General features: G+C 71.5%; 21 protein-coding genes. 4 read left to right on the top strand and 17 right to left on the bottom strand.

Translation table 11 applies throughout. The annotated features are described in order from the left end of the window. Positions 1-88: 88 nt before the first annotated feature. The 4 genes from JK364_RS26280 to JK364_RS26265 form a co-directional block, all read right to left on the bottom strand. On the bottom strand, positions 89-712 hold the full coding sequence (locus tag JK364_RS26280; RefSeq protein WP_201853753.1) for a TetR/AcrR family transcriptional regulator: 624 nt from the start codon (positions 710-712) through the stop codon (positions 89-91). A 51-nt stretch (positions 713-763) separates the two neighbouring features. Then, positions 764-1,753 (bottom strand): MBL fold metallo-hydrolase, encoded by a 990-nt coding sequence (locus JK364_RS26275; protein ID WP_201853752.1) that lies wholly within the window; start codon positions 1,751-1,753, stop codon positions 764-766. 61 nt (positions 1,754-1,814) lie between these two features. Then, positions 1,815-3,293: an MFS transporter gene (locus JK364_RS26270; RefSeq protein WP_201853751.1), complete on the bottom strand. Its 1,479-nt coding sequence runs from the start codon at positions 3,291-3,293 to the stop codon at positions 1,815-1,817. Positions 3,294-3,384: 91 nt separating this feature from the next. Further along, the gene (locus JK364_RS26265) at positions 3,385-4,221 is read right to left on the bottom strand and encodes an SDR family oxidoreductase (RefSeq protein WP_201853750.1); all 837 of its coding nucleotides are present in this window, start codon (positions 4,219-4,221) and stop codon (positions 3,385-3,387) included. Positions 4,222-4,368: 147 nt separating this feature from the next. Here JK364_RS26265 and JK364_RS26260 point away from each other — a divergent pair, with 147 nt between their 5' ends. After that, on the top strand, positions 4,369-5,268 hold the full coding sequence (locus JK364_RS26260) for a LysR family transcriptional regulator (protein WP_201853749.1): 900 nt from the start codon (positions 4,369-4,371) through the stop codon (positions 5,266-5,268). Positions 5,269-5,300: 32 nt separating this feature from the next. Here the strand turns inward: JK364_RS26260 and JK364_RS26255 are convergent, their stop codons facing one another. Beyond that, complete coding sequence (locus JK364_RS26255; protein WP_230992529.1) at positions 5,301-5,852, bottom strand: MarR family winged helix-turn-helix transcriptional regulator; 552 nt, start codon at positions 5,850-5,852, stop codon at positions 5,301-5,303. Positions 5,853-5,972: 120 nt separating this feature from the next. Between JK364_RS26255 and JK364_RS26250 the strand changes: the two genes are divergently transcribed. Then, complete coding sequence (locus tag JK364_RS26250; protein ID WP_078559105.1) at positions 5,973-6,389, top strand: organic hydroperoxide resistance protein; 417 nt, start codon at positions 5,973-5,975, stop codon at positions 6,387-6,389. A gap of 106 nt (positions 6,390-6,495) precedes the next feature. On the opposite strand, the gene JK364_RS26245 is transcribed toward JK364_RS26250, so the two are convergent. The 3 genes from JK364_RS26245 to JK364_RS26235 all read right to left on the bottom strand — a co-directional run bounded on the left by JK364_RS26245 (position 6,496) and on the right by JK364_RS26235 (position 12,440). Beyond that, positions 6,496-7,389 carry an esterase/lipase family protein gene (locus tag JK364_RS26245; RefSeq protein WP_201853748.1) on the bottom strand — a complete coding sequence of 298 codons (894 nt, stop codon included), beginning with the start codon at positions 7,387-7,389 and terminating at the stop codon, positions 6,496-6,498. Positions 7,390-7,674: 285 nt separating this feature from the next. Continuing rightward, the gene (locus tag JK364_RS26240; RefSeq protein WP_372461991.1) at positions 7,675-8,868 is read right to left on the bottom strand and encodes a DNA polymerase Y family protein; all 1,194 of its coding nucleotides are present in this window, start codon (positions 8,866-8,868) and stop codon (positions 7,675-7,677) included. Continuing rightward, positions 8,865-12,440: a DNA polymerase III subunit alpha gene (locus JK364_RS26235; RefSeq protein WP_201853747.1), complete on the bottom strand. Its 3,576-nt coding sequence runs from the start codon at positions 12,438-12,440 to the stop codon at positions 8,865-8,867. The genes JK364_RS26240 and JK364_RS26235 overlap by 4 nt, the downstream gene beginning before the upstream one ends. 227 nt (positions 12,441-12,667) lie before the next feature. Here JK364_RS26235 and JK364_RS26230 point away from each other — a divergent pair, with 227 nt between their 5' ends. Then, the gene (locus JK364_RS26230) at positions 12,668-13,129 is read left to right on the top strand and encodes a PPOX class F420-dependent oxidoreductase (RefSeq protein WP_230992528.1); all 462 of its coding nucleotides are present in this window, start codon (positions 12,668-12,670) and stop codon (positions 13,127-13,129) included. A 419-nt stretch (positions 13,130-13,548) separates the two neighbouring features. Further along, positions 13,549-13,992 carry a subtilase-type protease inhibitor gene (locus tag JK364_RS26225; RefSeq protein ID WP_201853746.1) on the top strand — a complete coding sequence of 148 codons (444 nt, stop codon included), beginning with the start codon at positions 13,549-13,551 and terminating at the stop codon, positions 13,990-13,992. 84 nt (positions 13,993-14,076) lie between these two features. On the opposite strand, the gene JK364_RS26220 is transcribed toward JK364_RS26225, so the two are convergent. The 9 genes from JK364_RS26220 to JK364_RS26180 all read right to left on the bottom strand — a co-directional run bounded on the left by JK364_RS26220 (position 14,077) and on the right by JK364_RS26180 (position 25,288). Beyond that, positions 14,077-15,153: a S1 family peptidase gene (locus tag JK364_RS26220; RefSeq protein ID WP_201853745.1), complete on the bottom strand. Its 1,077-nt coding sequence runs from the start codon at positions 15,151-15,153 to the stop codon at positions 14,077-14,079. A gap of 331 nt (positions 15,154-15,484) precedes the next feature. Continuing rightward, positions 15,485-16,414, bottom strand: coding sequence for a slipin family protein (locus JK364_RS26215; protein WP_201853744.1), 930 nt, complete (start codon positions 16,412-16,414; stop codon positions 15,485-15,487). 243 nt (positions 16,415-16,657) lie between these two features. Further along, on the bottom strand, positions 16,658-17,563 hold the full coding sequence (locus JK364_RS26210; protein ID WP_020872412.1) for a S1 family peptidase: 906 nt from the start codon (positions 17,561-17,563) through the stop codon (positions 16,658-16,660). 315 nt (positions 17,564-17,878) lie between these two features. Further along, on the bottom strand, positions 17,879-19,180 hold the full coding sequence (locus JK364_RS26205) for an NtaA/DmoA family FMN-dependent monooxygenase (protein WP_201853743.1): 1,302 nt from the start codon (positions 19,178-19,180) through the stop codon (positions 17,879-17,881). Next, the gene (locus tag JK364_RS26200) at positions 19,177-20,292 is read right to left on the bottom strand and encodes an LLM class flavin-dependent oxidoreductase (RefSeq protein WP_201853742.1); all 1,116 of its coding nucleotides are present in this window, start codon (positions 20,290-20,292) and stop codon (positions 19,177-19,179) included. Before JK364_RS26200 ends, JK364_RS26205 begins: the two co-directional genes overlap by 4 nt. A gap of 78 nt (positions 20,293-20,370) precedes the next feature. After that, positions 20,371-21,333, bottom strand: a complete 963-nt coding sequence (locus JK364_RS26195; protein WP_201853741.1) for an ABC transporter substrate-binding protein — start codon at positions 21,331-21,333, stop codon at positions 20,371-20,373. Positions 21,334-21,494: 161 nt separating this feature from the next. Next, entirely contained in the window at positions 21,495-22,247 is a 753-nt protein-coding gene (locus JK364_RS26190; protein WP_167525827.1) for an amino acid ABC transporter ATP-binding protein, read from the bottom strand. A 5-nt stretch (positions 22,248-22,252) separates the two neighbouring features. Next, complete coding sequence (locus tag JK364_RS26185; protein ID WP_201853740.1) at positions 22,253-23,143, bottom strand: amino acid ABC transporter permease; 891 nt, start codon at positions 23,141-23,143, stop codon at positions 22,253-22,255. Positions 23,144-23,341: 198 nt separating this feature from the next. Then, positions 23,342-25,288 (bottom strand): FAD/NAD(P)-binding protein, encoded by a 1,947-nt coding sequence (locus tag JK364_RS26180; protein WP_201853739.1) that lies wholly within the window; start codon positions 25,286-25,288, stop codon positions 23,342-23,344. Between the last annotated feature and the right edge of the window lie 688 nt (positions 25,289-25,976).

Here is a 25,976-nt window from a genome sequence, read left to right as displayed (position 1 = left end):
CGCTGCCGCCATAAGCGTTCGCGGCCGATCGGACGGAGTCGGTCCCGGGGGCCCGGGGAGGACGACGCCACCCCCGGGACCGGCTCGCCTACGTGCCGACCGTCCGCGCGGACGCTGCGCGCCAGGCGGCAAGCACGGCATCCGCCGCGGCATGCAGATCCCGGGCGGGCACGCCATCGCACACCTGCGTGGAGACGCCGAGCAGGAAGCCGTGGATCATGGACGTGAAGCCGTCCACGTCAGTTTCCTCGGCGAGTTCTCCCGTCGCGACGCCACGGACGACGCACTCCCTGATCCGTGCCCGGTCCAGCGCACGGCGCGCCGCCACCGTCCGGCGCACCGCGGCTTCGTCGCCCCCGGGGGCCCGGACGGTGCCCGACAGGGCCACGAGGCAGCCGCGCGGGTGGGAGGTGTCGGTCTGCATGTCGATGGATCCGTGCAGCATCCGGGCGATGGCCTCGCGCGGGCTCAGAGTTTCGTCGCCGATGATGTCGGTGACGCTGCCCGGCCCGGCGAGGTAGTGCTCCACCGCCCGCTCGAACAGCCCCTGTTTCGAGTCGAACGCACCGTACAGGCTTGCCGAGGACAGGCCGGTGGCCTCCCGGAGCTGGGCCATCGATGTCGCTTCATAGCCCTGCTCCCAGAACAGCCGCATCGCGGCTTCCAGGACGCCCTCGACGACGAAGGCGCGGGGGCGGCCGGCGGGGGACACGGCGTACCTCCTCCATAAAGGAACGATCAGTCCAGTTTACAGGTCCATGTGCTACGAGGCCGCCTGGGCTGAGGATGTCGAAGCGTCTGTCGCGTCGTTCCAGGGGCGCCAGCGGCCGGAGCCGTCAACGGTTCCCAACTGCTGGTCGGCGAAGTGGACACCGAAGCCGTAGACCCCGTCCCGGGCCAGGTAGTCCACGAGCCGGCGCCGCGACCGTTCGGCCTCGTCCCGGTCGGTGTCGAGGACGACTTCCCAGTCCGGGTGCTGGACCTGGACCGGTGAGTGCATGGCGTCGCCGAAGGCCACGACCTCCCGGCCGTCGCCGGTGTCGAGGATCCAGGCGGTGTGCCCGGGGGTGTGCCCGGGAAGGGACCACGCGCGGACGCCGTCCGCGATCTCGGTCCCGTCGGTCACGACCACGGTGCGTTCGTCCTGGCCGGCCAGTATCGGGCCGGTCCCGGGCGGAACGCTCTCCAGCTCGCCCTCGCCGACCATCCAGCGCGCCTTCGTGAACAGGCTCCGCGGATCCTCGACCGCGTCGGGCCGGGCCCACCCGGTGTGGTCGCCGTGGAAGTGGGTGAAGGCCACCGTCTCCAGCTCGGCCGGGTCCACGCCGAGGGTCGCCAGCGACTCGGGCAGGTCCCGCACATGGCCGAAGGCGTGCTGGAAGTGCTCCAGTTCCTCGCCCGATATGCGGCCATGCCCGGCGTCGATGAGCAGGCGGGTGCCGCCCCGCTCGACGAGCAGCGCCCCGCATCCCATGGGCAGATGGCCCGCCTCGGTCATGTGCGCGCGGTGCGCGTGCCAGTCCTCCTCGGCGGAGGCCGGGTAGACCCGGGTCGGGATCATGTCGACGCCCGCGTCGGGAACGTAGCTCAGGGTGAGTTCGCCCAGGGTGCGTATCCAGATGGCGGGGAGCCGGAATCCCGAGTCGCCGCCGCCCTCGACGCCTTTCGTCTTGGTGTACCGCTCGTGCGTTGCCACGGGGTCGTGCCTTTCGCGTTCGGGTGTGCCGTAGGTGGTGGTGGGTGGTCCGCTCACGGGGCTCGCGTGGGGCTCGCCTCGGCATGGACGTCCGGCTCCGGCGCGGACTCGGTGGATCTCAGGCACAACCGGCCTCCTCACGGCACGGGCTCACACGGCCCGCGCCTGCCGGGTGCCGCACGGCCGCCGACGAGACGGCCGCCGACGGGACGGTCGCCGACGGGACGGTCGCCGACGGGGCGGTCGCCGACGGGGCGGTCGCCGACGGGACAGCCGCCGACGAGACAGCCGCCGACGAGACAGCCGAGGAAGGGACAGCCGCCGACGGGACGGCCGGCGGTTCGGCGGGGCTGGGGTGGACCAGCTCCAGAATCCAGACGCCGGCCCCGGCCAATGCGATGACCAGGCCGAGCGCGCTCACGCCCAGCCACCCCACGAGCGGGTACAGCGCCGCGGTGAGCGCCGAGGCGACGGTGGCCCCGGCGAACGCGGACACCATGAGGGCCGTCGTCACGCGGCTCCGCGCGTGCGGGACCCGGCGGTATATCGCACTCTGGTGGCTGATCAACAGGGCCTGCTGGGCGAGGTTGAGCGCGATGATGCCGACGGTCAGCGCGATCAGGCCGCTCGGCCCGCCCACCCCGGCGACGGCGAGTACGGGCCAGCTGACCGCCAGCAGGACCAGTCCGCCCGTGGTCACCCGACGGCCGTGTCCGCGGTCGGCGAGCCGGCCGGCCTTCGCCGCCGCGGCGGCTCCGACGACCCCGGCCAGGCCGAACAGCCCGATGACGGCGGGGCCGAACTCGTACGGCGGACCGGCCAGCAGGAACGACGACGCGGTCCACAGGACGGTGAAGCAGCCCATGCCGACCGCCGCCAGGGCCATCCGCCTGCGCAGCAGCGATTCGCCGCGCACCAGCGCCGGCACCGACCGCAGCAGCTCGGGATAGGTGCTGCTCTCCGACCGCGGGACGGGGCGCAGGACCAGGCGCAGGATGACCGCCAGGGCCGCCATCAGGACCGCGGCGAAGACGAACACCAGCTGCCAGTCCCCGATCTGGGCGAGCACCCCGGCGACGGTGCGCGCGATCATGATCCCGATCAGCAGTCCGCTCATCACCGTGCCCACCGCCGACCCGCGCTGGTGGTCCGGCGCCAGCGACGCGGCCATGGGCACCACGATCTGCGCCACCGCGGAGGTCGCCCCGACCACCGCGATCGCGGCGAGCAGCAGCCCGAGCGACGGGGACGCCGCCGCGCCGAGGAGCGCGAGTGCGCTCAGGCCCAGCAGCACGGTCACCAGGCGGCGCCGTTCCAGTACGTCGCCGAGGGGTACCAGCAGCGCCAGCGAGAGCGCGTAGCCGATCTGCGAGACGGTGATCACCAGGCCGCCGGCCCCCTGGGACACCCCGAGCGCCCGCGATATCACGGGCAGCAACGGCTGGGCGTAGTAGATGTTCGCCACCGCCGCGCCGCACACCACGGCCAGCAGCAGCACCGTCGCCCGGCTCAGGGCCGGAGGGGCGGTACCGGGCCCGTCGGCGGGCACTGTGCGAGGGCGAGCCGCACCGCTCGCGACGAATTGTGGATCGTTCATGCCACAATCCCTACTCCGACACCTCGCGAACGTCAATAAATTACGGATCGAACGATCCAAATGTGAGGCGGTTCACCTCTTGCATCGAATTTCAGCGAAAGAGCTCCAGGTTGTCGGCGGCCCAGCGGCGGAACGGACGGCCGGGGCGGCCGGTCAGCCGCTCGATGGAACGTGCCGCCTCGTGGTGCCCGGTGGGCAGCGCGGCCCAGTAGTCCAGGACGGACTCGACCAACGGCGCGGGCACATGGCCGCTCAAGTCCGTGGCGGTCCTTTCCCTAGTGGGTTCGCGCAGCTCGATCGGACGGTTGAGCAGCTGCCCCAGTATCCGGGCCTGATCACGGAAGCTGAGCACTTCCGGGCCGCCGAAGCTGACGGTCTCACCGTCCAACTGGTCGCCGGTGAGCGCCAGTTCGGCGACGTCGACGATGTCATCGGGATGGATGACATCGAGCCGGGCGTCCGGATACGCCTGCTCGACCGGCCGGCCGGCGCGGACGGGCTCGGCCCACTGCCGCGCCATGGTGGCGAACCCGCCCGGACGCAGCACGGTCGCCGTCAGCGGTGTGGCCCGCAGCGCCCGTTCCACCCGCAGGTGGTGGCGGGCCAGCGCGTTGTGCTCCGCGTCGGGGAGGGCCGCCGAGTCCGACGAGAGCAGTACGACCCGCCGCACCCCGGCCGGGACGGCGGCGGTCAGCAGTGCGTCGATTCCGGCCGGTTCGGCGTAGAGGAAGACATCGGTGACTCCGGCCAGCGCGGGGGCGAAAGTCGTCGGGTCCGCGAGATCGAGGGGGACGGCGGATACGCCGGCGGGCAGATCGAGCTTTTCCGGGGCGCGGCTGGCCGCCCGGACCCGGTGCCCGGATTCATGCAGGCGGCGGAGCAGGCCGGCACCGATGCCGCCACGGGCTCCGGTGATCAAGAGGGTCATGTGTTCCACTCCTCGCGATGGCTGGGATACGACCCGAGCTGGGATACGGCCCGCGAACGGTGCCGGTCACCAGCCTGTGGCGACTTCACCATCGAGTCCAACGAAGATTGCCGATGTCACTCATCGGTACTTGCTATAAATAGACGAGTGGAACTACGTCAGCTGGAATGCTTCGTCGCCGTCGCGGAGGAACGCAGCTTCACCCGCGCCGCGGCCCGGTTGCACATCGTGCAGTCCACCGCGTCGGCCACGATCGCCGCCCTGGAGAAGGAACTGGCCTCCCCGCTGCTGGTGCGCACGACCCGACGGGTCAGCCTTACCGATGCCGGGCTCGAACTCCTCCCCAAGGCCCGAGTGGCGCTCGACGCCGTCCGGGACGCCCGCGATGTCGTCCACGCCGTTCAGGGCGGACTGCGCGGCACCCTGCGCATCGGCACCATGAGCTCACTCGGGCTGATCGACCTGGCCGCCCTGCTGGGCCGCTTCCACCGCGCTCACCCCGAGGTGTCGGTGCGCCTGGCAACGGCGGCGTCCTGCGGGGGATCGCCGGAGCTCATCGCGGCACTGGCCGAAGGCCGGCTCGACCTCGCCTTCGTCTCGATCCCCGGGCAGCATCCGGCCACCGCACGACTGCGCCATCTGACCTCAGTACGGCTCGATCTCGTGGTTCCGCGAGAACACCCCCTGGTCGCCCGCGACACGGCGACGATCCCGGACCTGGCCGACGAGCCCTTCATCGACTTCCCCTCCGGATACGGGAACCGGGCCGTGACCGATCGCGCCTTCACCGCCGCCGGACTCCGGCGGCACGTAACCATCGAGATCACCGACATCGCCGCCGGCGTGGACTTCGTTCGCAACCGCCTCGGCCTGGCGCTGCTGCCTCGCGGCGCCGTCAGCCCCGACGACGATCTCACCACCCTCGGCATCGCCGACGCCGACCTGGACTGGCCCATCTCCCTCGCCACCCCGGCGGAACGCGCCCCCTCCGCGGCGGCGCGCGCGTTCGAGCAACTCGTTGACCGCCACCTCGCGGAGCGCTCCTGAAGCGCGCAGTGCTCCTGAAGCGCGCAGTGTGATCACGCCTCCTCGGCCAGCGCCGCGTCGAGGGCCGCCGTCAGCCGCCGGACCCGCGCCTGAAGGTCCACCGCCTCCTCCAGGCCGAGGCCGCTGGCCTCGATCGCCGCCAGGGGTACGCCCTGGGCGCGCCCCTTCAGCGCCGCACCCTCCGCCGTGAGCCGGACCGTCACCGAGCGCTCGTCGTGCGCGCTGCGCTCGCGCTGGACGAGTCCGGCCGACTGCATCCGCTTGAGCAGCGGGGAAAGGGTGCCGGAATCCAGCCGCAGGTACTCCCCCAGCCGCTTGACCGGCATCTCCCCGTACTCCCAGAGCACCAGCATGGCCAGGTACTGCGGATAGGTCAGCCCCGTGTCGCGCAGCACCCGGCGGTAGAGGCTGTCGAAGGCGCGGGAGGCGGCGTGCAGGGTGAAGCAGAGCTGCCGATCGAGCCGGAGCAGTTCGTCGGAGGGCCGCGGCTCGGAGGGGGTCTCGGGGGTGGTCTCGCGGTCGGTGCCGCGGTCAGTGCCGCGGTCGGCAGTGCTGTCGGTGGTGCGGTCGGACTGGTGTGACATGCCTCCAGCGTACCCTTTAGTTGTGCACAACTTAATTGTGTGCTCTACTTCTGCCCGGAGGCGGGGCACCCCGAGCCCCCACCTCCCTCCGACTGCCGGAACACGAAAGGGATGGTCTTCATGGACGCGCTCTACACCGCGGTGGCCACGGCCAACGGACGCGACGGCCGGGCCGTGAGCTCCGACGGACAGCTCGACCTGCCGCTGGCCATGCCGCCCGCCCTCGGCGGCAACGGCAAGGGCACCAACCCCGAGCAGCTGTTCGCCGCGGGCTACGCCGCCTGCTTCGCGTCCGCGCTCGGCCTCGTCGGCCGCCAGGCCAAGGTCGACACCAAGGACATCTCCGTCACCGCCGAGGTCGGCATCGGCAAGGACGCGGCGGACGACGGCTTCGGGCTCAAGGTGACGCTGCGCGTCGAGCTGCCGGGCGAGCTGGAGAACGAGACCGGCCGCAAGCTGGTCGAGCAGGCGCACCAGGTGTGCCCGTACTCCAAGGCGACGCGGGGCAACATCGAGGTCGAGCTCATCGCCGAGTAACGGGCAATGAGTAACGGGTAACGGGTAACGGGTAACGGATCCTCCGACGGGCGACGCGCCCTGCTCGTACGGACCGAGGCAGGGCGCGCCATGCATGACGGAGGTGTCAGTCGTCCGACGCACACGTCGTCGGCGTGGCGTGTTCCGGATCGAGGGCGTTGACGGCCTCGTGGAAGGCCAGACCGTCGGTCAGCCCGATGGTCACGTGCTCGGAGATGTCGGTCGCGCACAGGTCCTGGATCAGCACGTTCTTGACGTTCGGACCGGAGAGGAACTGCGCCCGGTAGGGCGTGGCGACCTCGTCGTACTTGGTCGAGATGACGGTGTAGCGCACTCCGGGGACGGTGTCGCCGCCCTCGTTGAGGCGCCGCAGGAAGTCCGAGCCGACCACCTGGTCCATCAGCCCCGGGGCGCCCTTGGCGATGATGTCGCCGGCCCCGGGGAAGTAGTCCAGCAGCTTCGTCAGCCCGGACAGGGTGGTTCCGTGGTTGGTGGGGGCGATGCCGACCAGGGCGTTCACCTTCGGCGCGCCACCGAGGAACTTGAGGTAGTAGCGGGGCATCATCCCGCCCTGCGAATGCCCGACCATGTCGACCTTGGCGGCGCCGGTGGCGGCGAGCACCCGGTCCACATAGGCGGACAGCTGCTTGGCCGACTGGTCGACCGGCCCCAGACCGTGGAACAGCGGGACGAGGGGCAGTTGGCCGTAGTCGAGGGAGAAGACGCAGTAACCGCGCTGGACCAGGTAGGGCGCGAAGCCCAGCCAGTTGTCGACGGAGTTGCCGAAGGTGCCGTGCACCAGGACGACGGGGCGGGGGTGTTGGGCCGATGGCTTGCAGGAGTAGTCGTTCCAGCCGCTGCTCACCGCCTTCGACGCGGTGTCCGTGGCGAGCGCGGCGGTGGGGGTGGCCGCGCTCGCCGCGACCGCGAGGGCCAGGGCGGGTAGTAAGGTGCGGGTCTTGGTCTTCCGGATTCGCCGGATACGCCTCCAGGGCAGCATCACATGAACTCCTCGCTGGTGGGGGAGAGAGTCGCGCTGACGGTGCGCTTGCGCTGCGCCTGCGATCCGGATCACAAGAGTGGTGCGCTCACTCGAAATTACGCGCGAGTAGCAAAGCCATCCAGCCATTCGTCAGTGAAGGAACGTTTACACGCTTTTCACGGGACGTCCAGGAATGCGCCGGGTTACGCGAAGTGGGGAAAACCAGTGGGACTGGTGGGACCTGCGGCTTACGCGACATCGAGGAAGTCGAGGAAGTCGAGGAAGCCGAGGAAGCCGAGGAACTTACGCGACGTCGAGGAACCCGGCGGGCCGGACCGCGGAGACGCCGAAGCGGGCACGGGCCCGGTCGGCGGCGGCCTCCAGCCGGCGTGACTTCTCGTCCGCGGGGTCGAACGTCAGCTGGTGGGAGGCGAGTCCGGCGTCCGTCAGCCCCTCGACGCGCAGCGCCACGGACCGCACCCGGGCCCGCTGCAGCCCGAGCGCGTCATGCAGCGCGTACGCGGCGGCGGTCAGCGCCGGGGTGTGGGCGGTGGGCTCGGTCAGGGTGCGGGTGCGGGTGGTCGTGGAGCGGTCGGCGTAGCGGACGGTGAGGCTGATCGCGGCCGCCACCTGCCCGCTCGTCCGCAGCCGGACACCGAGCCCGTCGGCGAGGGTGAGCAGCGCGCGGCGACGGCGGACGGGGTCCAACTCGTCGCGGCGGAAGCGGTGTTCGGCGCCCATCGCACGGGCGGGGGCGTTCGGGGTGACCGGCGCCGGGTCGATACCGCGCGCCCAGCCGTGGACACGGCGCGCGGTCGCCGCGCCGAGGATCCGCTGGAGGGTGGACAGCGGCGCGGCGGCGATCCGCGCGGCGCTGTCCAGCCCGTACGCGCTCAGGGCGCGCGCGGTCGCGGGCCCCACCCCGGGCAGGGCGATGGGCGGCTTACGGGCCAGGAACGCGGCGACGGCGTCCGGATCGCCGGGAACGGTACGGACGGCCCCGGCCGTACGGACGGCCCCGGCCGTACGCCCGGACCGACCGTCCCCGGGGGCGCCGGACTCCTGAGTGCCCTGAACCCCCTGAACCCCCTGGGTCTCCTGGGCCTCGTGGGCTTCGTGGGCTTCGTGGGCTTCGTGGGCGGCCATGCGCGCGAGCAGGGGGTTGGCGGCGACGCCGATGGTGCAGTCCACGCCGTACCGGGCCAGCGCCCGGACCCGTACGATCTCGGCCAGCCCCGCCGCGTCCCGCCCGAAGTACCGCAGCGCGCCCCGCACATCCGCGAGCGCGGCGTCGGGCGGCAGCGCCTCGACGACGGGCGTCAGCTCGCCGAGCAGGGTGAGCAGCCCCTGGTAGACGTCCTCCCCGGGCGCGGGGTGGAACCGCACGTACAGCACATGCGGCACCTCGCCCGCCCGCTCCGGGCCCACGGCCCGGCCACCGCCCGGCGGGGCCATGTCCATCAGGCGGGTCGGGAAGGGGCGCCGGCCGGCGGTCATCCCGCGCTCCCCGGGCTGGAGTGCCACAGTTTGCGGCCGGTGGCGGCCTGGTCGCCCGCGGGCCGGAGGTCGGCCCAGGGGTGCATGGCGTAGCCGGTGGGCATCTCGATGCGGCGGCCGGAGTCCACTTCGGCCGTCTCCGGGCCCGCCCCCGCCAGTTCGGCGGCGACCGCCCCGAGACCGCCCTCCTTCCTGAGCTGGGCCAGTTCGGCGAGGTTCCACACGGCCGAGCCGACGATGCTGAGGCTGCGCGGGCCGCGCCGCTGGACCACGCCGCGGACGAGCAGCAGCCAGGAGTGGAAGACGGTGTGCGCGCACGCCGCGTGGCTGTCGTCGAAGAAGGCGCAGTCGACCAGCCCCGTACCGTCGTCGAGCGTGGTGAAGATGACCCGGCGCCCGGAGCGGATCGGCGGGGTCTGGGTGGCGGCCTTGGCGCCGGCGACGAGCACGACCTCCCCGTGCGGCGCGTCGCGCAGCCGCTTCGCGGGGATCGCGCCCAGCTCCTCCAGGAAGTCCCGGTGATCGCCCATCAGATGGCGGGAGACGTCCATGCCGAGGATGCCGAGTTCGGCGCCGAGGCGTTCGTCCGCGTCGAGGTCGGGGAGCCCGGCGGGGGCGGCGGGGCCGGTCTCGGCCAGCGGAAGCTGGCCCTCCGCGTTGTGCCGGGCGGCGGCGCCCCGCTGCTGCCGGTGCAGCTCGGCGATCCGCAGCAGCAGATCGCGGCGGCTCGCGCCGAACGCGTCCAACGCGCCGACCTGGGCCAGCCGTTCGGCGACCGGCCGCCCGGGATGGGCTCGCAGCCACAGGTCCTGGAGCGAGGAGTACGGCTGTCCGGCCGCGATCCGCTCGGTCTCGGCCTCGCTGATGCCATGGACGTCGCTCAGCGCCAGCCGGATACCGGCGTCCGCTTTACGACGGCTGTCACGCTTATCACGGCCGTCATGTTTATCACGGCTGTCACGTTTATTTTGGCTGTCACGAGAATCACCAGACGTCAGTTCGATTCGATAGGTGGCCCCCGACCGGTTCACATCCAGCGGCAGGATCGGCACCCCGCGCCGCCGCGCGTCCGCCAGCAGCAGCCGCTTCGGGTACATCCCGGGGTCATGGGTGAGCAACCCGGCGTAGAAGGCGGCCGGATGGTGCGCCTTGAGCCAGGCGGACTGATACGTCGGGACCGCGAAGGCGACGGCATGCGCCTTGCAGAAGCCGTACGAGCCGAACGCCTCGACGATCTCCCAGGTGCGCAGCCGCACCTCCGGCGCGTAGCCCCGCTTCTCCGCCTCCGCGTGGAACCAGGCCCGCACCCGCCCCTGCCGCTCGGGGTCGGACAGCGCGCGCCGCGCCTCATCGGCGAGGTCCCTTTCACATCCGGTCATGATCGACACGATCTTGATGATCTGCTCATGGAAGACCACGACCCCGTATGTCTCGCGCAGCGCGTCCTCCAGGTCCGGATGCGGATAGCGCGGGGGCTTGCGGCCGTGCCGGGCATCGATGAAGGGCCGGACCATGTCGGCGGCGACCGGACCGGGCCGGAAAAGCGATATGTCGACCACGAGATCGTGGAAGGAGGTGGGCTGCAGCCGGCCGAGCAGATCGCGCTGACCGGGCGATTCGATCTGGAAGCAGCCGAGGGTCTCGGTGGAGCGGATCAGGTCGTAGGTGGCCGAATCGCCGGGCCGCACCTGTTCGGGGTCGTCGATGTCCACGACACGCCCGGTGGCCCGCTGGATCTCCGCGACCGCGTGCGCCATCGCGGACTGCATCCGCACCCCGAGGACATCCAGCTTGAGCAGTCCGAGCTCCTCCACGTCGTCCTTGTCGAACTGCGACATGGGGAAGCCCTCGCCGCTGGTCGGCACGATGGGCGTACGGGCCAGCAGCCCGGCGTCCGAGAGCAGCACTCCGCAGGGGTGCATGGCGATGCCACGGGGCAGTCCGTCGAGCGCCTCGACCAGCTCCCAGAACCTGCCGAAACGTTCCTGCTCGACGGTCGCCTCCCGTAGCTCCCGCAGCTCGGGCAGTTCCGCGAGCGCCGCGCGGGCATCGCGGGCGCGGATATGCGGGAAGGACTTGGCGAGCCGGTCCACCTCGGCCGGGTCCATGCCGAGCGCCGCGCCCACGTCCCGTACGGCGTGGCGCACCCGGTAGGTCTCGGGCATCGAGACGGTCGCGACCCGCTCCGCCCCGAACCGCTCGAAGATCGCGCGATAGACGTCGAGCCGGCGCGCCGACTCCACATCGATGTCGATATCGGGCAGCGCCGCCCGCCGCACCGACAGGAAGCGCTCCATCAGCAGGCCGTTGGCCACGGGGTCGGCATGGGCGATGCCCAGCAGATGGTTGACGAACGATCCGGCGCCGGAGCCCCGGGCGGCCACCCGGATGCCCAGCTCCCGGGTGTCGTCGACGACCTGCGCGACGGTGAGGAAGTACGAGGCGAAGCCGAGCCGTTCGATGGTGCGCAGCTCGTCCTCCAGCCGCTCCCAGCGCGCCCGGTCGCGGTCGTACCCCCGCAGCACCATCGCGGCGGCGCAGCGCGACCGCAGCACCCGCTCGGCGCTCCGCCGTCCGGCCCCGACCAGCCGGGGCTCGGGGAAGTGGACGCTGCCCAGGCCGATGTGGTCCTCGGGGTCGACCAGACACCCGGCGGCGGTGCGCCGGGTCTCCTCCAGCAGCCGGTGCGCGGCGTCCCGCCGCAGCCCCGCCGCCTCCACGATCCGCTCGGCCGCCTTCGCCATGTCCCGGGGGCCCTTGAGCCAGCGCTCGCCGCTGTCGAGCGCCCCGGGGTCGCGCGGGTCGATGGGGACGAGTCGGCGGGCCGAGTCCAGGACGTCGGCGACCGGCCCCTCCCCCGGATCGGCGTAGCGGACGGCGTTGCTCAGCACGGCCGGGACGCCCTGCTCGGCGGCGAAGCCGACGGTACGGGCGGCGAGCCGCAGCGAGCCCGGTCCGGTGCCGGTGCGGCCGTGCCATACGGTCTCCAGCCGCAGCGCGTCGCCGAAGAGTTCGCGCCAGGGGGCGATCAGCCGGGCGGCCCGGTCGGGGCGCCCGGCGGCCAGGGCCCGGCCGACGTCGGAGTCCGGGCCGAGCAGCACGGTCAGCGGGGCGAGCGCGCCGGGGTCGCTCACCAGATCGCGCCAGTGCAGCAGGGGCGGGCCGGCGCCGTTCGTCCGGGCGGTTCCGGGGTGGGCGAGGCCCGCGTGGGCGGCGGAGACCAGCCCGCAGAGCGCGGCCCAGCCGGGCGCGCCGTCCCGGGCGAGGAAGACCGCCCGGGGCGTGGACTCGTCGATGAACGCCCCGCCGCGCACCGGCGTACGGCGCCGGGCGGTGCGCCCCGGCTCCGGGGCCTCCATCCGTACGGCGAGGTCCACCCCGAACAGCGGCCGCACCCCCGCGCGCTCACACGCCCGGGCGAACCGCACCGCTCCGGCGAGGCTGTCGCGGTCGGTCAGCGCGATCGCGTCCATGCCGCGCTCGGCGGCACGCCGCGCCAGCCGCTCCGGGTGCGCGGCCCCGTACCGCATGGAGAACCCGGACGCGGTGTGCAGATGCGTGAAGCCTGGCATCCACACCTCCCGCTGCTCACACCCCCTGACCGACCCCGCATGTCCCACGCCCCACCATAACCCCATTCTCGAACACGCGTGCGAGTCGGTTTCGATGGCACTTCCCTCTCCACCATAAGCACCTAAAACGCCCCTTAATTCCGCGTGTCGCCTTGTGAACGCGGCACGCGGAAGCCGGTGGGTCGAATCAGTAGGCGGGCCACCGGCCCGTGCGTATGCTGATCACCATGACGGAGGGATCCCTGCTCGATCTGCTACGGGAGCAGCGCACCGGCGCGCTCGTCACCCTCAAGCGGGACGGACGGCCGCAGCTGTCCAATGTCGCCTTCACCTATGACCCCGCGACGCGCCTCATCCGGATCTCCGTCACCGACGACCGCGCCAAGACCCGCAATCTGCGCCGCGATCCGCGCGCGAGCTTCTACGTCACCAGCGGGGACCACTACTCCTATCTGGTGGCCGAGGGCGATGCCGAGCTGACGCCGGTCGCCACCGATCCCCATGACGCCACCGCCGATGAGCTGGTGGAGGTCTACCGCGCGATCCAGGGCGAGCATCCGGACTGGGAGGAGTTCCGCGCGGCGATGGTGACCGAGCGGCGACTGGTGGTGCGGTTGCGCGCGGAGCGCGGCTACGGCTGGGGGAGCCGGACCGGACCCCTGAGCGGAGAGCTGCGCCAGGACGGCTAGGGCCCCGGGGGAGCCACGGATTCCGGGGTCCGACCCCACTCCGCCGGTCGGCTTGTCCTGGCAGGTTCTCGCCCTGGCGCGGCACGCGACAGCCCTCACCCCAGAGGCATCACGGACATCATTCGATCTCGCTCACCTGAGCGCTCTTGAATCGATTTGAGCACCTCGGCACCTCGCTGAGCACGCCATCCGCAGGAGCGCGGGACGGCGGACGGGGTCCCTCGAGGGGCGCAATGCGCGCGGCACCGCGCACCCGGTCGCCACGCGGCGTTCCGCGCCCGGACATCCATCGCACGCGACAATAAGCCACCGAACGACTACTTGTAGCGACCGGAAGTGCTCGATCGACGTGCGTTCCTGGCGCGCACCGCGTAGAACTCCGTCCGGTATCTGCAACGACGAGCAAGGGAGTGTTCGAAATGCGGAAGACTACTGGGGCGATCGGGCTGGGAGCCGCACTGGCCGTGAGCGCCGTGCTGGGGATCGGCACGAGCGGCGCGGCACACGCCGCGCCCGCCAAGCCGCAGAGCCTGTATCCGCCGTCCGCGCTGGTCCTGACCGTCGGCTGGGGAGCCGACGCGGCCACGACCGAGGTCCAGCGGGCGGTGACTCTGAGCTGTCGCCCCACCCCCACCGGTACCCACCCGGCGCCCGCCAAGGCATGCGCCGAACTCCGCTCCGTGGGCGGCATGTTCGGTCAGCTGCGGACCGGGGCGGAGTCCGGCCGGGTGTGCACGAAGGAATGGCACCCCATCACCGTCACCGCCGAGGGGATCTGGGACGGCCGCCGGGTGTCGTACGAGCACACCTTCGCGAACAACTGCTTCAAGAGCGCGGCCCCGACGCTGGTCTTCGAGTTCTGATGAACTGACCGGAAAAGGGGAAGGCCCCCGGACACCGTCCACGGGTGTCCGGGGGCCTGCTTTCGTTCAGGCAGGTCAGGCAGGTCAGCCGATCTCGGCGCCGAACGCCTGCAGCGCCTCCGGCACCGGCTGGAAGAAGGTCTCGCCGCCCGAGGAGCAGTCACCGCTGCCACCGGAGGTCAGACCCAGCGCCGTGTCGCCCGCGAAGAGCGCGCCGCCGCTGTCGCCGGGCTCGGCGCAGACGTTGGTCTGGATCAGCCCTTCGACCGTCCCTTCCTGGTAGTTGACGGTCGCGTTGAGGCCGGTGACCTCGCCGTCGTGCACCTGGGTGGTGGAGCCGCTGCGGGTCACCTTCTGGCCGACGGTGGCGTCACCGGCCTTGGCGATCGCCTGGGTGCTGCCGTTGTAGAGGTCGACCGCGCTCGGGTGGTCGGTGTCCTTGGTGTACTTGACCAGGCCGTAGTCGTTGCCCGGGAACTCGCTGCCCTCGTTGGTCCCGATCTCCTCGCCGCCCTGCGAGTCCGACCAGCTGCTGATGGCCTCGGTGCAGTGACCGGCGGTCAGGAAGTACGGCTGGCCGCCCTTGACGACGTTGAACCCGAGCGAGCAGCGCCCACCGTCGCCCCAGATGGCGTCGCCACCGGCGATGAAGGTGGAGAACTTCGCGGTCGAGCGCTTCACCTCGACCTTGTCGCCGAGCGTGTCGGCGACCTTGTTGAGGGTGGTCATCCGGGTGCCCTTGACGGAGCTGTCCGCGGTGACGACGACCTTGTTGCTTCTGGGGTCCACCGACCACGAGGTGCCGGGGATGGTGGCCTTCTGCTTCAGCGTCTGACGCGCGCTGCTCAGCTCGGCCAGGGTGTTCGTGACCACCTTGGCCTCGGCCCCGGCCTCCCGGACCTTGTCCACGACGCCCTTGTTGACCACGTTGACGACGAGCTTCTTGGCCTTGGCGTCGTAGTACGAACCCGCTGTGTCGCTCTTGAGCGAGGAGGTGAGCGTGCTGGCGAGCTTTCCGGCGGCGCCGACCGAGAGGGTGTCGGGCTGGGGCTCACCGGGGGCGGCGTTGGCGCTCTGCAGGGTGATGCCCGTGGCGACCAGGGCCGCTATGCCGGCTCCGGCGATGACGACACGACGCTTGGGTATGCGGCGGTGCTTCAACTCTCTGCCTTCCAGTGGGGGGTTGGGCCCATCGGCAGTGGGGTGCCAGGGCCCGGAGGGCGTAACGGCATAGCGCTTCTCCCCACCCGGGGGCGCGTCCATGCCAATTTGCGCCGCCGAGTATTCCCATCACCACCGGGCACGCACAAGGGCGCGTTCACGTCATGGGTGTGAAATTTACACTGCGGACTCATGTCCGGACATGGCGGTGCCCGCACACCTTCGAGGTGTACGGGCACCGGATCAGGCCTCCGGACGAGCCGTCAAACCGGGCGGATCACCTCAGGGAAACCCCTCGCGGGATTCCCCGCCGGACGTCACCTCCCACGGCTCATCGCTCGACCGAATGCGGCTCCGGCTCGCGCTCGGTGAGCGTCGGCATCGCCTGCCGAGCGGGCTGGGCCGGCTGCGTCGGCTGCGCGGGCGCGGCCTCCCGCTCCGGCGCGGCGGCCGGAGCGGCGGCCGGAGCGCCGCCCTCCGTCCGGGCCGCCGCCGGGATCTCCTGCTGGCCCTTCTCCAGGAAGCGCAGCAGCTCGACCGGGATGGGCAGCACCAGCGTGGAGTTCTTCTCGGCGGCGACCGCCATCACCGTCTGCAGCAGCCGCAGCTGGAGCGCCGAGGGGGTGTCGGCCATCTGGGCGGCGGCCTCGGCCAGCTTCTTCGACGCCTGCAGCTCCGCGTCCGCGTTGATCACCCGGGCGCGGCGCTCCCGGTCGGCCTCCGCCTGGCGGGCCATCGACCGCTTCATGGTCTCCGGCAGCGACACGTCCTTGATCTCCACCCGGTCGATATGGACGCCCCATCCGATGGCCGGGCTGTCGATCATGAGCTCCAGGCCCTGGTTGAGCTTCTCCCGGTTGGAGAGCAGATCGTCCAGATCGCTCTTGCCGATGATCGACCGCAGCGAGGTCTGGGCCATCTGGGAGACGGCGAAGCGGTAGTCCTCCACCGCGACCAGCGCCTCGGCCGCGTCCACGACCTTGAAGTAGACGACGGCGTCGACCCGCACGGTCACATTGTCCCGGGTGATGCCCTCCTGGGCGGGGACGGGCATCGTCACGATCTGCATATTGACCTTCTGGAGCCGGTCGACGAACGGAGCGATCATGGTGAACCCCGGCCCCCGGATATCCGAGCGGAGCCTCCCGAGCCGGAAGACCACCCCCCGCTCGTACTGCTTGACCACCCGGGCCGCGGCCAGCATGCCCAGGGCTCCGAGGCAAGCCAGTACCACTATCAGTGTCACGAGCGCATCGACCATCACGGCCACCTGCCGTCCGTATCGCGAACAATGCCCCTCGTGGGGTACTGATGTCCACGATAGTCCGCCCGCCGAACAGTGGGGAGGGCTGTGGAAAACCCCCGCCGGGCCGCCCGGAGAGGCGTTTCCCACCGATTTTCCCACCGATTTTCCCACCGATGCGGAGAGCCCCCGTCCGGCAGTACGGACGGGGGCTCTCCCTCAGCCTGGTGCGGAGCTGATCAGCTTCCGGAACGGCGTCGATCAGTAGACGCTCACGCCGTACGCGTTCAGCGCCTCGACGACCGGCTGGAAGAACGTGGTGCCACCGGAGGTGCAGTTGCCGCTGCCGCCGGAGGTGAGGCCGAGGGCGGTGGAGCCGGCGTAGAGCGGGCCGCCGCTGTCGCCGGGCTCGGCGCAGACCGTGGTCTGGATCATGCCGTAGACGATGTCGCCGTTGCCGTAGTTGACCGTGGCGTTCAGCGCGGTGACCCGGCCGCTGTGGATGCCGGTGGTGGAGCCGCGCCGGGTGACCGTCTGGCCCACGGTCGGGTTGGCGGCCGAGGTGATGTCCTGGCTGCCGACGGTGCCCTGGGGGGTGACCGAGCCGCTGTACCGGACCAGACCGTAGTCGTTGGTCGGGAAGCTGGAGCCGGACGTCGGGCCGATGGTGGTGGTGTGGCCGGAGTTCGACCACCAGGTGCCGGCGCCGTCGGTGCAGTGACCGGCGGTGACGAAGTAGTTCGCCCCACTGCTGTTGCGCACGTTGAAGCCGAGGGAGCAGCGCCAGCTACTCGCGTAGATCGCGTCGCCGCCCGAGATCAGCTTCTGAATCTTGCCGGAGGTCCGCTTGACCTCGATCGCGTCGGCGTTCGAGCCCGCGGTGTTCTTGATCTTGGCTATCTCGCTCTGGGACACCGTACTGTCGGCGGTGACCACGAGCTTGTTGGTCCCCTTCTCGACATACCAGGCGGTGCCCGCGACATCGGCCTCGAGGACGGCGCCGCTCGCCGACTTGGCCTCGGCCGCGCTGAAGGTGCGGGCGCCGTCGCTGCCGGCGTAGGCGGCGGGGGCGGCGAGCGCCGTTCCGGCCACCAGGGCGGAGGTCGCAGCGACCAGGGCTATACGTCTCGCCTGCTTACTGTGGGGGGCGTTGCGCTTGATCCTCAACTCTTCCTCCGTGGGAATCGGGGGTCCGCTTGGGTGGGCAGGCCCGTGAGGCGCAGTCAACGAGCACGCCGATATGACCGATTCGGCGTGCCCCTGACAAGCGCTTCCGGAAGTATTCGTGGCTCCGGGCGCAGCGCGCAAGAGGACAATTCGGAACAGCCGTCGGGCACACGCCACATAGCCCCGGCGGGTTCAGGCCGCCGGGGCTTGTGCTCCCATCCCCTTGGGTATCCGGTGAGACGGACGCGCGGGCGATCGGGTTCCGTCATGACGCGGACGTCTCGCGTCCCGGCGCCCGGGCCGCCGCGCGGCCGCTCAGCCCCGCTCCCCCGGATCGGTAAGTCCCAGGTGGTCCCGGAGTGTCGGACCGGTGTACGCGGTGCGGAACACCCCGCGCTCCTGGAGCAGCGGCACCACCCGGTCCACGAAGTCATCGAGCCCGCCGGGGGTCAGATGGGGTACCAGGATGAAGCCGTCGGCGGCGTCGGCGGCCACGAATTCCGCCAACTCCGCCGCGACCGCCTCCGGGGTGCCGATGAACGACTGACGCCCGGTCGCCTCGATGACGGTCTGCCGGATGGACAGCCCTTTCTCCTCCGACAGCGCCCGCCACTTGGCGGCGACGGCCAGCGGATCGCCGTGCCGCACCCGGCCCTGGGCCAGTTGGGATTCGGGGTCGGGGTCGATGTCCGGAAGTGGTCCGTCCGGGTCGTGGCCGGACAGGTCCACACCCCAGATCTGCTCCAGGGTGAGGATCGCGGTCTGCGGCGAGACCTGCTGCCGCCGGATCTCGGCGGCCTTCTCCCGGGCGTCGGCCGGGGTGTCGCCGAGCACCAGGGTCACCCCGGGCATGATCTTCAATTCCTCGGGGGCGCGTCCGTACCGTGCGAGCCGCCGCTTGACGTCGGCGTAGAAGGCGCGCCCGGCCTCCAGTGAGCCGTGCCGGGTGAAGATGATGTCGGCGGTGGAGGCGGCGAACTCCCGGCCCTCGTCGGAGTCCCCGGCCTGGATCACCACCGGATGGCCCTGCGGCGAGCGTGGCACGCCGAACTCGCCGTCGATGGTGAAGTGCCGGCCGGTGTGGGCGAACGGGCGCGGTGTGCCGTCCGGCGTCCAGGAGTCCCACAGCTCACGGGCGGCGGCGACGAACTCGGCGGCCCGGGTGTAGCGGTCGGCCCGGTCCAGGAATCCGCCGCGCCGGAAGTTCTCGCCGGTGAAGGCGTCGGAGGAGGTCACCACGTTCCAGGCGGCGCGGCCCCCGCTGAGATGGTCCAGGGAGGCGAACCGGCGGGCCAGTTCGTACGGTTCGTTGAACGTGGCGTTGACGGTGGCGGCCAGCCCCAGCCGTTCGGTGACGGCGGCCAGCGCGTTGAGCACGGTGATCGACTCGGGCCTGCCGACCACGTCGAGGTCGTGGATCCGGCCGTTGTGCTCGCGCAGCCGCAGCCCCTCGGCGAGGAAGAAGAAGTCGAACAGCCCGCGCTCGGCGGTGCGCGCGAGGTGTTCGAAGGAGGAGAAGTCAATCTGGCTCCCGGAACGGGGATCCATCCACACGGTGGTGTTGTTGACGCCGGGGAAGTGGGCCGCGAGATGGATCTGCTTGGGCCGCGAGGTCATCGGGCGGCCTCCCGCTCCGGGGCGTAGCGGTTGGCCGGGCGGGAGAGCCCCAGGTGGTCGCGGAGTGTCGCACCGGGGTAGAAGGTGCGGAACAGCCCCCGGTGCTGAAGCAGCGCCACGCTGCCGTTGACGAAACGTTCCAGGTCATGACGTGGGTCGACGGGGGTGATGTGGAAGCCGTCCACGGCGTCCGCGGTGTGCCAGCCGGTGATCAGCTCGGCGAGTTCCACCGGTCCCCCGTGGTACAGCGGCGGTCCGCCGGGCGTGTCGGTCAGCGGGACCGGTGCGTCGCCCATGGCCGGGGAGCTCCCGGGCGCGCCCTCCCCGTCGGCCAGGTCCACGGCGACGGCGGCGAGCACCGTGAGCGCGCCGGGCTCCCGGCCGTGCGCCACCGCACGCCGCCGCAGCTCGTCGCGGACACGGCCCGCCTCCTCCGGTGAGGTGGCGCGGATGTACACCACATCGGCGTGTCGGGCCGCGGTCTGCCAGGTCACCGGATCGGTGGCGGCGACGGCCAGCACCGGGTGGCCCTGCGGGGGCCGGGGCACGATGGCCGGGCCGCGCACCGTGAAGTGGGCGCCCTCGAAGTCCACGTAGTGCAGCTTGTCGCGGTCGACGAAGCGGCCGGTGGCGGTGTCGCGGATCTCGGCGTCGTCCTCCCAGCTGTCCCACAGCCGGGCCACCACATCGGCCACCTCCCCCGCCTCGGCCCACAGCTCCCCGGCGGGGGCGGCGGGGCGGCGGCCCACCAGCCGCGCCTCCGCCTCCGTCGTCGACACCTCGACCCGCCAGCCCGCCCGGCCGCGGCTCACCCAGTCCAAGGTGGCCACGGACGAGGAGACATGGAACGGCTCGGTGTGGGTGGTGGTGACCGTGGGCACCAGGCCGATCCGCCCGGTGGCGGGCGCGACACGCGCGAGGACGGCGAGCGCGTCGAGCCTGCCCCGACCCGGCCCCGGAGGGCCGAGGCTGTCGTCCAGGGTGATGAAGTCGAGCGCGCCGTCCTCGGCGAGTCGGGCGAGCTCCACGTAGTACGGCGCCTGGTACTGCCCGTCGCCGTCGATGGCGTCGATGGCGGCGGCCAGATGCAGGGTGCCGGTCGGTACGGCCATGGTCGGGGCCTTCCTCGTGCTTCGGTCCTGTGCTTCGGTCCTCGTGCTTCGGTCCTCGTGCTTCGAGGGGTCAGCGGGTCACGGCTTGGGCAGACCCGGCGGGTTGATCTCGGACTTCTTCACCGCCTCGCTGGAGAGCCCCCACCGCTTCAGGACCTTGGCGTACGAACCGTCCTGGATCACGTGGTCCAGGGCCGCGGCATAGGCGCCGACCAGCCCGCTGCCCTTCTTGGTGGTGGCCGCGATCTTGCCCTGCACCTGGTCGCCACCGCCCGAGAACCGGCCGATGATCTGGGTCTGGCCGGCCGAGGCGACGTGGTAGGCGGAGGTGGGGTTCGGGCCGAAGTAGGCGTCGATACGGCCGGACTGGAGGGCGAGGTAGTAGTCGGTGTCCTTCTGGAAGTACTTGATGTCCACGGGCTTGCGGCCCGCCTTCTCGTTCTGCTTGCTCCAGTCGACCAGGATCTTCTCCTGGTTGGTGCCGGAGGCGACCGAGATGGTCTTGCCCGCCACGTCCTTCGGCCCCTTGACCCGCCAGGAGGTGCCCTTCTTGGCCTCGAAGGCGAGGTCGTCCAGCCGGTAGGTGGCGAAGTCGTACTTCTCCTTGCGCTCCTCGGTGACCGTCACATTGGAGAACACGCCGTCGAACTTGGAGCTGTCCAGGCCGACGAAGAGGTTCTCCCAGGAGACCGGCTGGAAGTCGACCTTGAGCCCGAGGGTGTCGGCCACCAGCGTGGCGATGTCGAGCTCGGAGCCGATCCGGGTCTTGTCGTCGGTCGCGTAGAAGCCGAGCGGGGCGGAGGCGTCGGCGCTGCCGCCGATGCGCAGGGTGCCGCGCTCCCGGATCGCGGCCGGGACCTTCGCCGCGATCGAGTCGACCTTCTTCCCTCTGACACGGTGCTGGTCCGGGCTGATGTTGATGGCGTTCTTCGAGCCCTTGGAGCCCACCGTCTCCTGGGCATCGCCGTCGCCGCAGCCGCCGAGCAGGGCGGAAGCGGTGAGCGCGGCGACGGCGGCGACGAGGGTGCGGCGGGTCTTCACGGGGGTGCTCCTTGCGTAGGTGAACATCGGTGGTCTGGTGGACATCGGTGGTCTGGTGGACATCGGTGGTCTGGTGGACATCGGTGGTCTGGCGTAGACCGGTGATCGGGTGGACATCGGTGATCTCGTGGACATCGGCGGACTCGTGAACATCGGTGGCCTCAGAGGACCTTGGAGAGGAACGCCTTGGTGCGCTCGTGGCGCGGGGCGTCGAGCACCTCGGCGGGCGTGCCCCGCTCGACGATCCGGCCGCCGTCCATGAAGACGACGGTGTCGGCGACCTCCCGCGCGAAGCCGATCTCATGGGTGACGACGATCATCGTGGTGCCCTGGTGGGCCAGGTCCTTGATGACGTCGAGGACCTCGCCGACCAGTTCGGGGTCCAGGGCGGAGGTCGGCTCGTCGAAGAGCAGCAGTTCTGGCTCCAGGGCGAGGGCGCGGGCGATCGCCACCCGCTGCTGCTGTCCGCCGGAGAGCTGCCGGGGGTACGCGGCCGCCTTGTCGGCCAGACCGACCCGGTCGAGCAGCGCCTCGGCGGCGCGCACCGCCTCCTTCCTGGGGCGGCGCAACGCCGATATCGGCGCCTCGACGATGTTCTCCAGCACCGTCAGATGCGGGAAGAGGTTGAAGTTCTGGAAGACGAAGCCGATCCGGGTGCGCTGTCTGAGGATCTCTCGTTCGCGCAGCTCGTAGAGGCGGTCGCCCTGACGGCGGTAGCCGACCAGCGAGCCGCCGACGCTGATCCAGCCGCTGTCCACCTTCTCCAGGTGGTTGATGGCGCGCAGCAGGGTGGACTTGCCGGAGCCGGAGGGGCCGAGGACGACGGCCACTTCCCCGGAGCGCACCTCCAGGTCGATGCCACGCAGCACCTGGAGCGACCCGAAACTCTTGTGGACGGAGCGGATGTCCACCATGGCGGTCATCGGGTGGCTCCCCGCGAGAAGTGGCGCTCGACGTAGTACTGCGCGACCGAGAGCACGGTGGTCAGGATGATGTACCAGACGGTCGCGACCATCAGCAGCGGCACGACCCGGCCGTTGCGTCCGTAGATGACCTGCACCTGGTAGAAGAGCTCGCCGATCGCCATGACGGAGACGATCGAGGTGCCCTTGAAGAGCGAGATGACCTCGTTGGCGGCGTTCGGCAGGATCGACCGCATCGCCTGCGGGAGCACGATCCGGCGCAGCTGCCGCAGCCGGGGGATGCCGAGCGCGGCCGCCGCCTCCAGCTGTCCGCCGTCCACGGCGAGGACGCCGCCGCGCACGATCTCCGCCGCGTAGGCCGCCTGGTGGAGGGCGAGTCCGAGCACCGCCGCGCTCATCGCCCCGACCAGACCCGCGGTGTCGAAGGAGAAGAAGCCGGGGCCGAAGGGGATGCCGAAGTCCAGCCGCTTGTAGAGATAGGTGAGGTTGAACCAGAACAGCAGCTGGACGATGAGCGGGATGGAGCGGAACGCCCAGATGTAGGTGAAGGCGACCGACTTCAGGAAGGGGCTGTGGGACAGCCGCATGAAGGCGAGGACGATGCCGAGGGCGAAGCCGAGCGCGGTGCCGTAGAAGGTGAGCTGGATGGTGATCCAGACCGCCTTGAGGATGGTCCGGGTGGTGAAGAAGTCGGCGAAGACGTCCCACTCCCAGCCGGGGTTGGTGATCAGGCCGTGGGCGAACTGGGCCACCAGGACGGCGGTGACGACGACGGCGGCCCAGCGCCAGGGGTGGCGTACCGGGATGACCTTGAGGGCGGAGTAGTCCTCGCGTTCGGCGCCGCTTGCGGCGGCCTTGCCGACGGGTGGATCGGAGGTCAGGGACATGGAGGGTCCTTCGGAGGGAGAGCTGGGGGTTGTGCGGGGGACGGTTTCCGGGGGCACTCAGTCGGCCGGACCCCAGGCGGTGAAGCTCAAGCGGTGAGGCTCAGGCGGTGAGGCTCAGGCGGTGAGGCTCAGGCGGTGAGGCTCGGGCGGCGAACCTCAGGCGGTGAGGCTCGGGCAGTAAGGCTCAAGCCGTGAGGCTCAGGCGGTGGCCGTGGCCGGACAGGACAGCTCGCGCAGACAGCGCAGCAGGGCGCGCGCGGTGGCGTCGTTCTGCCGGAACGCGGGCGCGTTGGTGCGGGGCCGGGCGAAGGCGCCCGAGGCGCGGGCGTCGGTGTGCGGGCCGAGCGCGAAGCGGCGCGGATGCGGACGGCCGGCCCGGTCCAGGATCCGGGCGTCGGCGGGGCTGACAGCGAGCAGTCCGGCCGGGGTGGCGGCGGCGCCGTCGCGGTGCAGGGAGCGCAGCAGGGTGTCGCGGGAGCGGTCCACGGTCGGCTCCGGCAGCCGGGCCTCGACCAGCGCACGGGCCTCGACGGCATGGCCGGGCACGCTGGCGGAGCTCGCCCGGAACACCCCGCGCACCGGATCGGCGGTCACGGTCGTCTCGGCGCCGAGGAAGCGGACCACTCCGGCGCGGGAGAGCGCGAGCAGCTGCTCCAGCCGTGGCCCCGGCGGGCCGGAGGCAAGGAAGCTGAAGAAGCCGTGCCACCAGCCGCCGATGTCGCCGAGCCGGATCAGCTGGCCGTAGACGGAGAGCAGGGCGAGGAAGACGGCCAGGTCGGGGCTGTGCACGGGGTCGTGGCGGCGGGCGAGGTCGGCCTCGACATGGCCGCGCAGCGCGTGCTGCAGGGCCTCGTGGTCGCCGAACCGCAGCCCGGCCAGGGGGTGGTCGAGGGCGTCCAGGTCGAGCCGGTCGGCCGGGTCGGGGACGGCCGCGGCGACCAGGACGTCCAGGTCGGGGCCGCCGGGCGGGCAGGCGGCGTACTTCTCCTGAAACGCGGACCACTCCCCGGCCACGCGCTCCGGATGGGCGGTGAACAGCCGGTGGTAGTGGGCGAACCCCAGCTCCTTGGCGATCAGCGGCCAGACGTCGCGCCGGAAGTCCGGCCGCCCGGGGCGGGAGAGCAACGCATCGACCTCGGCGGGGCCGAAGAAGCGCGGCACCGGGGGCCGCTCACCGCTCAGCGAGTAGCCGATCTTGGCGTGGTACGGCACACCGCGCCGCGAACCGGCGTACAGCACGGGCTCGCGGCCGGAGGGCCGGTAGCCCAACTCGCCGTCCGGGCCGCGCTCATAGCGTCCGCCGCGTCCCTCGGTGAGCAGCACCATCAGATCGACGAAGGCGAGGCCGAGCCCGCGCACGATCACCGGCTCGCCGGGGCGCAGCGCGCTCACATCGCTGTCGGCGGTGAACTCCGGGGGGAGGTGGACCAGTTGGTGCTCGGCGGCGAAGGCGGTGAGCGCTCGCTGCTCGGCGTCGGGTTCGGCGTCGAGGTGGCCGAGGGCGAGGACCACGGCGTCGGCGGTGAGCGGCGCGGTCCGCCCCTCCAGCCACACCTGCTGCCGTCCGTCGCGCGGCCCGGTGACGCGCACGGCCCGGTCCCGGTGCTCATGGACGGTGGTGCCGGGCGGCAGATCGGCCACCGAGCGCTCGTACACCCAGCGCAGATAGGCGCTCTGAAGCCGTCTGGTGGCGAAGCTCTGCCCGGTCAGGGCGGCGGCCTCGGCGGCGAGTTCGGGCGGCAGGGCGTACGGCGGCTCCCCTCCGCGGCCCCCGCGGACCTCGCGGCCCCCACGGCCCCCGCGGACCTCACTGCCCTCGCGGGCCCATTCGGCGAGGGAGGGGCCGGGGCGTATCGGGCCCTCGCGCTCCACCGACTCGTCGGTGAACATGGTGACGTCCTCGGCCATGGAGTTCATCCACAGCAGCGGGGACTGGTCGGGGCGCCAGATGCGGCCGCCGCCGGGCGGATGCGGATCTATCAGGTGCAGCTCGAGCGGGACGCCGTCGCCGTACAGCTCGGGGGCGTTGGCGGCGATGCGCTCGATCAGACCGGTGGCACGCGGGCCCGCGCCGACGATGACGATTGTGGCGGGTGAGACGACCGTGGCGGGTGATCGGGGAGGCTGGTCCGGGTTCGCGGACATGCGGAGGCTCCGTGAGTTCTGAAGTGAACACACGCATGGCCTTCACACACGGCCGAGCCCCTCAGCTCGGCAGGCGAGCCCCTCAGCTCGACATGGGCCAGAGGTTAAGGCGTCCCCACGGTGCGCTGTCAAGACTGTCCGAACTGTGAGCGGCGCGTCTCACCGCGGTTGACGCGGAAGCGGATGGCTGCTCCACTTGGCGCATGGACTCAAGGCAGCGGCTGGTCACGCGCGACCACATCGACTTCGGTCGAGTGTGGTCGTCGTCCTGTTCGGGCTGACCGCCCGCCTCCGCTGCCGTGCGGGATGCAAGGGATTCCCTGCCCCCAGCGCTTCGAGGCTTCGCCCGCGCCCGCCGGATTCCCTCCCCCGGTGTGGCCGCAGCAGATCCGCGTCGTCACGCGCGTTCGGCCTTCCCACACACGTAATTGCTCCCCTCTCCCCTCAGCCGTCCGGCGATCTCTCCCCGCCCCTCCCCGCCCCTTCCCGTTACCAGGGGCTTCGACCCTGGACCCCGGAGTCTGGGGCGGAGCCCCGCCTTCCAGCCTCTCCGGCGTTTGAGGAGCGGGGGCCGGGGCGGAGCCCCGGTTTCGGGAAGGGGCGGGGAGGGGAACAGCTCGCCGCAGGCGGCGAGACCCGAGGGGAGCAGCCTGCCGCCACGCGGCGAGACCCGTTGGGCACCCCTCGC

The sequence above is a fragment of the Streptomyces endocoffeicus genome, from assembly GCF_016741935.1.
GTDB lineage: Bacteria > Actinomycetota > Actinomycetes > Streptomycetales > Streptomycetaceae > Streptomyces > Streptomyces endocoffeicus.
The sequence above is the reverse complement of the archived record's forward strand: the minus strand, read 5'-3'. Positions and strand labels throughout refer to the sequence as shown.

Coding starts and splice junctions, on each gene's coding strand:
- JK364_RS26265 (WP_201853750.1), bottom strand. CDS start 4,221: ATGACCCTCTTGATCACCGGAGCCCGTGGCGGCATCGGTGCCGGCCTG.
- JK364_RS26245 (WP_201853748.1), bottom strand. CDS start 7,389: ATGCTGCCCTGGAGGCGTATCCGGCGAATCCGGAAGACCAAGACCCGC.
- JK364_RS26240 (WP_372461991.1), bottom strand. CDS start 8,868: ATGACCGCCGGCCGGCGCCCCTTCCCGACCCGCCTGATGGACATGGCC.
- JK364_RS26230 (WP_230992528.1), top strand. CDS start 12,668: ATGACGGAGGGATCCCTGCTCGATCTGCTACGGGAGCAGCGCACCGGC.
- JK364_RS26250 (WP_078559105.1), top strand. CDS start 5,973: ATGGACGCGCTCTACACCGCGGTGGCCACGGCCAACGGACGCGACGGC.
- JK364_RS26205 (WP_201853743.1), bottom strand. CDS start 19,180: ATGACCTCGCGGCCCAAGCAGATCCATCTCGCGGCCCACTTCCCCGGC.
- JK364_RS26190 (WP_167525827.1), bottom strand. CDS start 22,247: ATGGTGGACATCCGCTCCGTCCACAAGAGTTTCGGGTCGCTCCAGGTG.
- JK364_RS26200 (WP_201853742.1), bottom strand. CDS start 20,292: ATGGCCGTACCGACCGGCACCCTGCATCTGGCCGCCGCCATCGACGCC.
- JK364_RS26235 (WP_201853747.1), bottom strand. CDS start 12,440: ATGCCAGGCTTCACGCATCTGCACACCGCGTCCGGGTTCTCCATGCGG.
- JK364_RS26225 (WP_201853746.1), top strand. CDS start 13,549: ATGCGGAAGACTACTGGGGCGATCGGGCTGGGAGCCGCACTGGCCGTG.
- JK364_RS26180 (WP_201853739.1), bottom strand. CDS start 25,288: ATGTCCGCGAACCCGGACCAGCCTCCCCGATCACCCGCCACGGTCGTC.
- JK364_RS26185 (WP_201853740.1), bottom strand. CDS start 23,143: ATGTCCCTGACCTCCGATCCACCCGTCGGCAAGGCCGCCGCAAGCGGC.
- JK364_RS26255 (WP_230992529.1), bottom strand. CDS start 5,852: ATGTCACACCAGTCCGACCGCACCACCGACAGCACTGCCGACCGCGGC.
- JK364_RS26215 (WP_201853744.1), bottom strand. CDS start 16,414: ATGGTCGATGCGCTCGTGACACTGATAGTGGTACTGGCTTGCCTCGGA.
- JK364_RS26270 (WP_201853751.1), bottom strand. CDS start 3,293: ATGAACGATCCACAATTCGTCGCGAGCGGTGCGGCTCGCCCTCGCACA.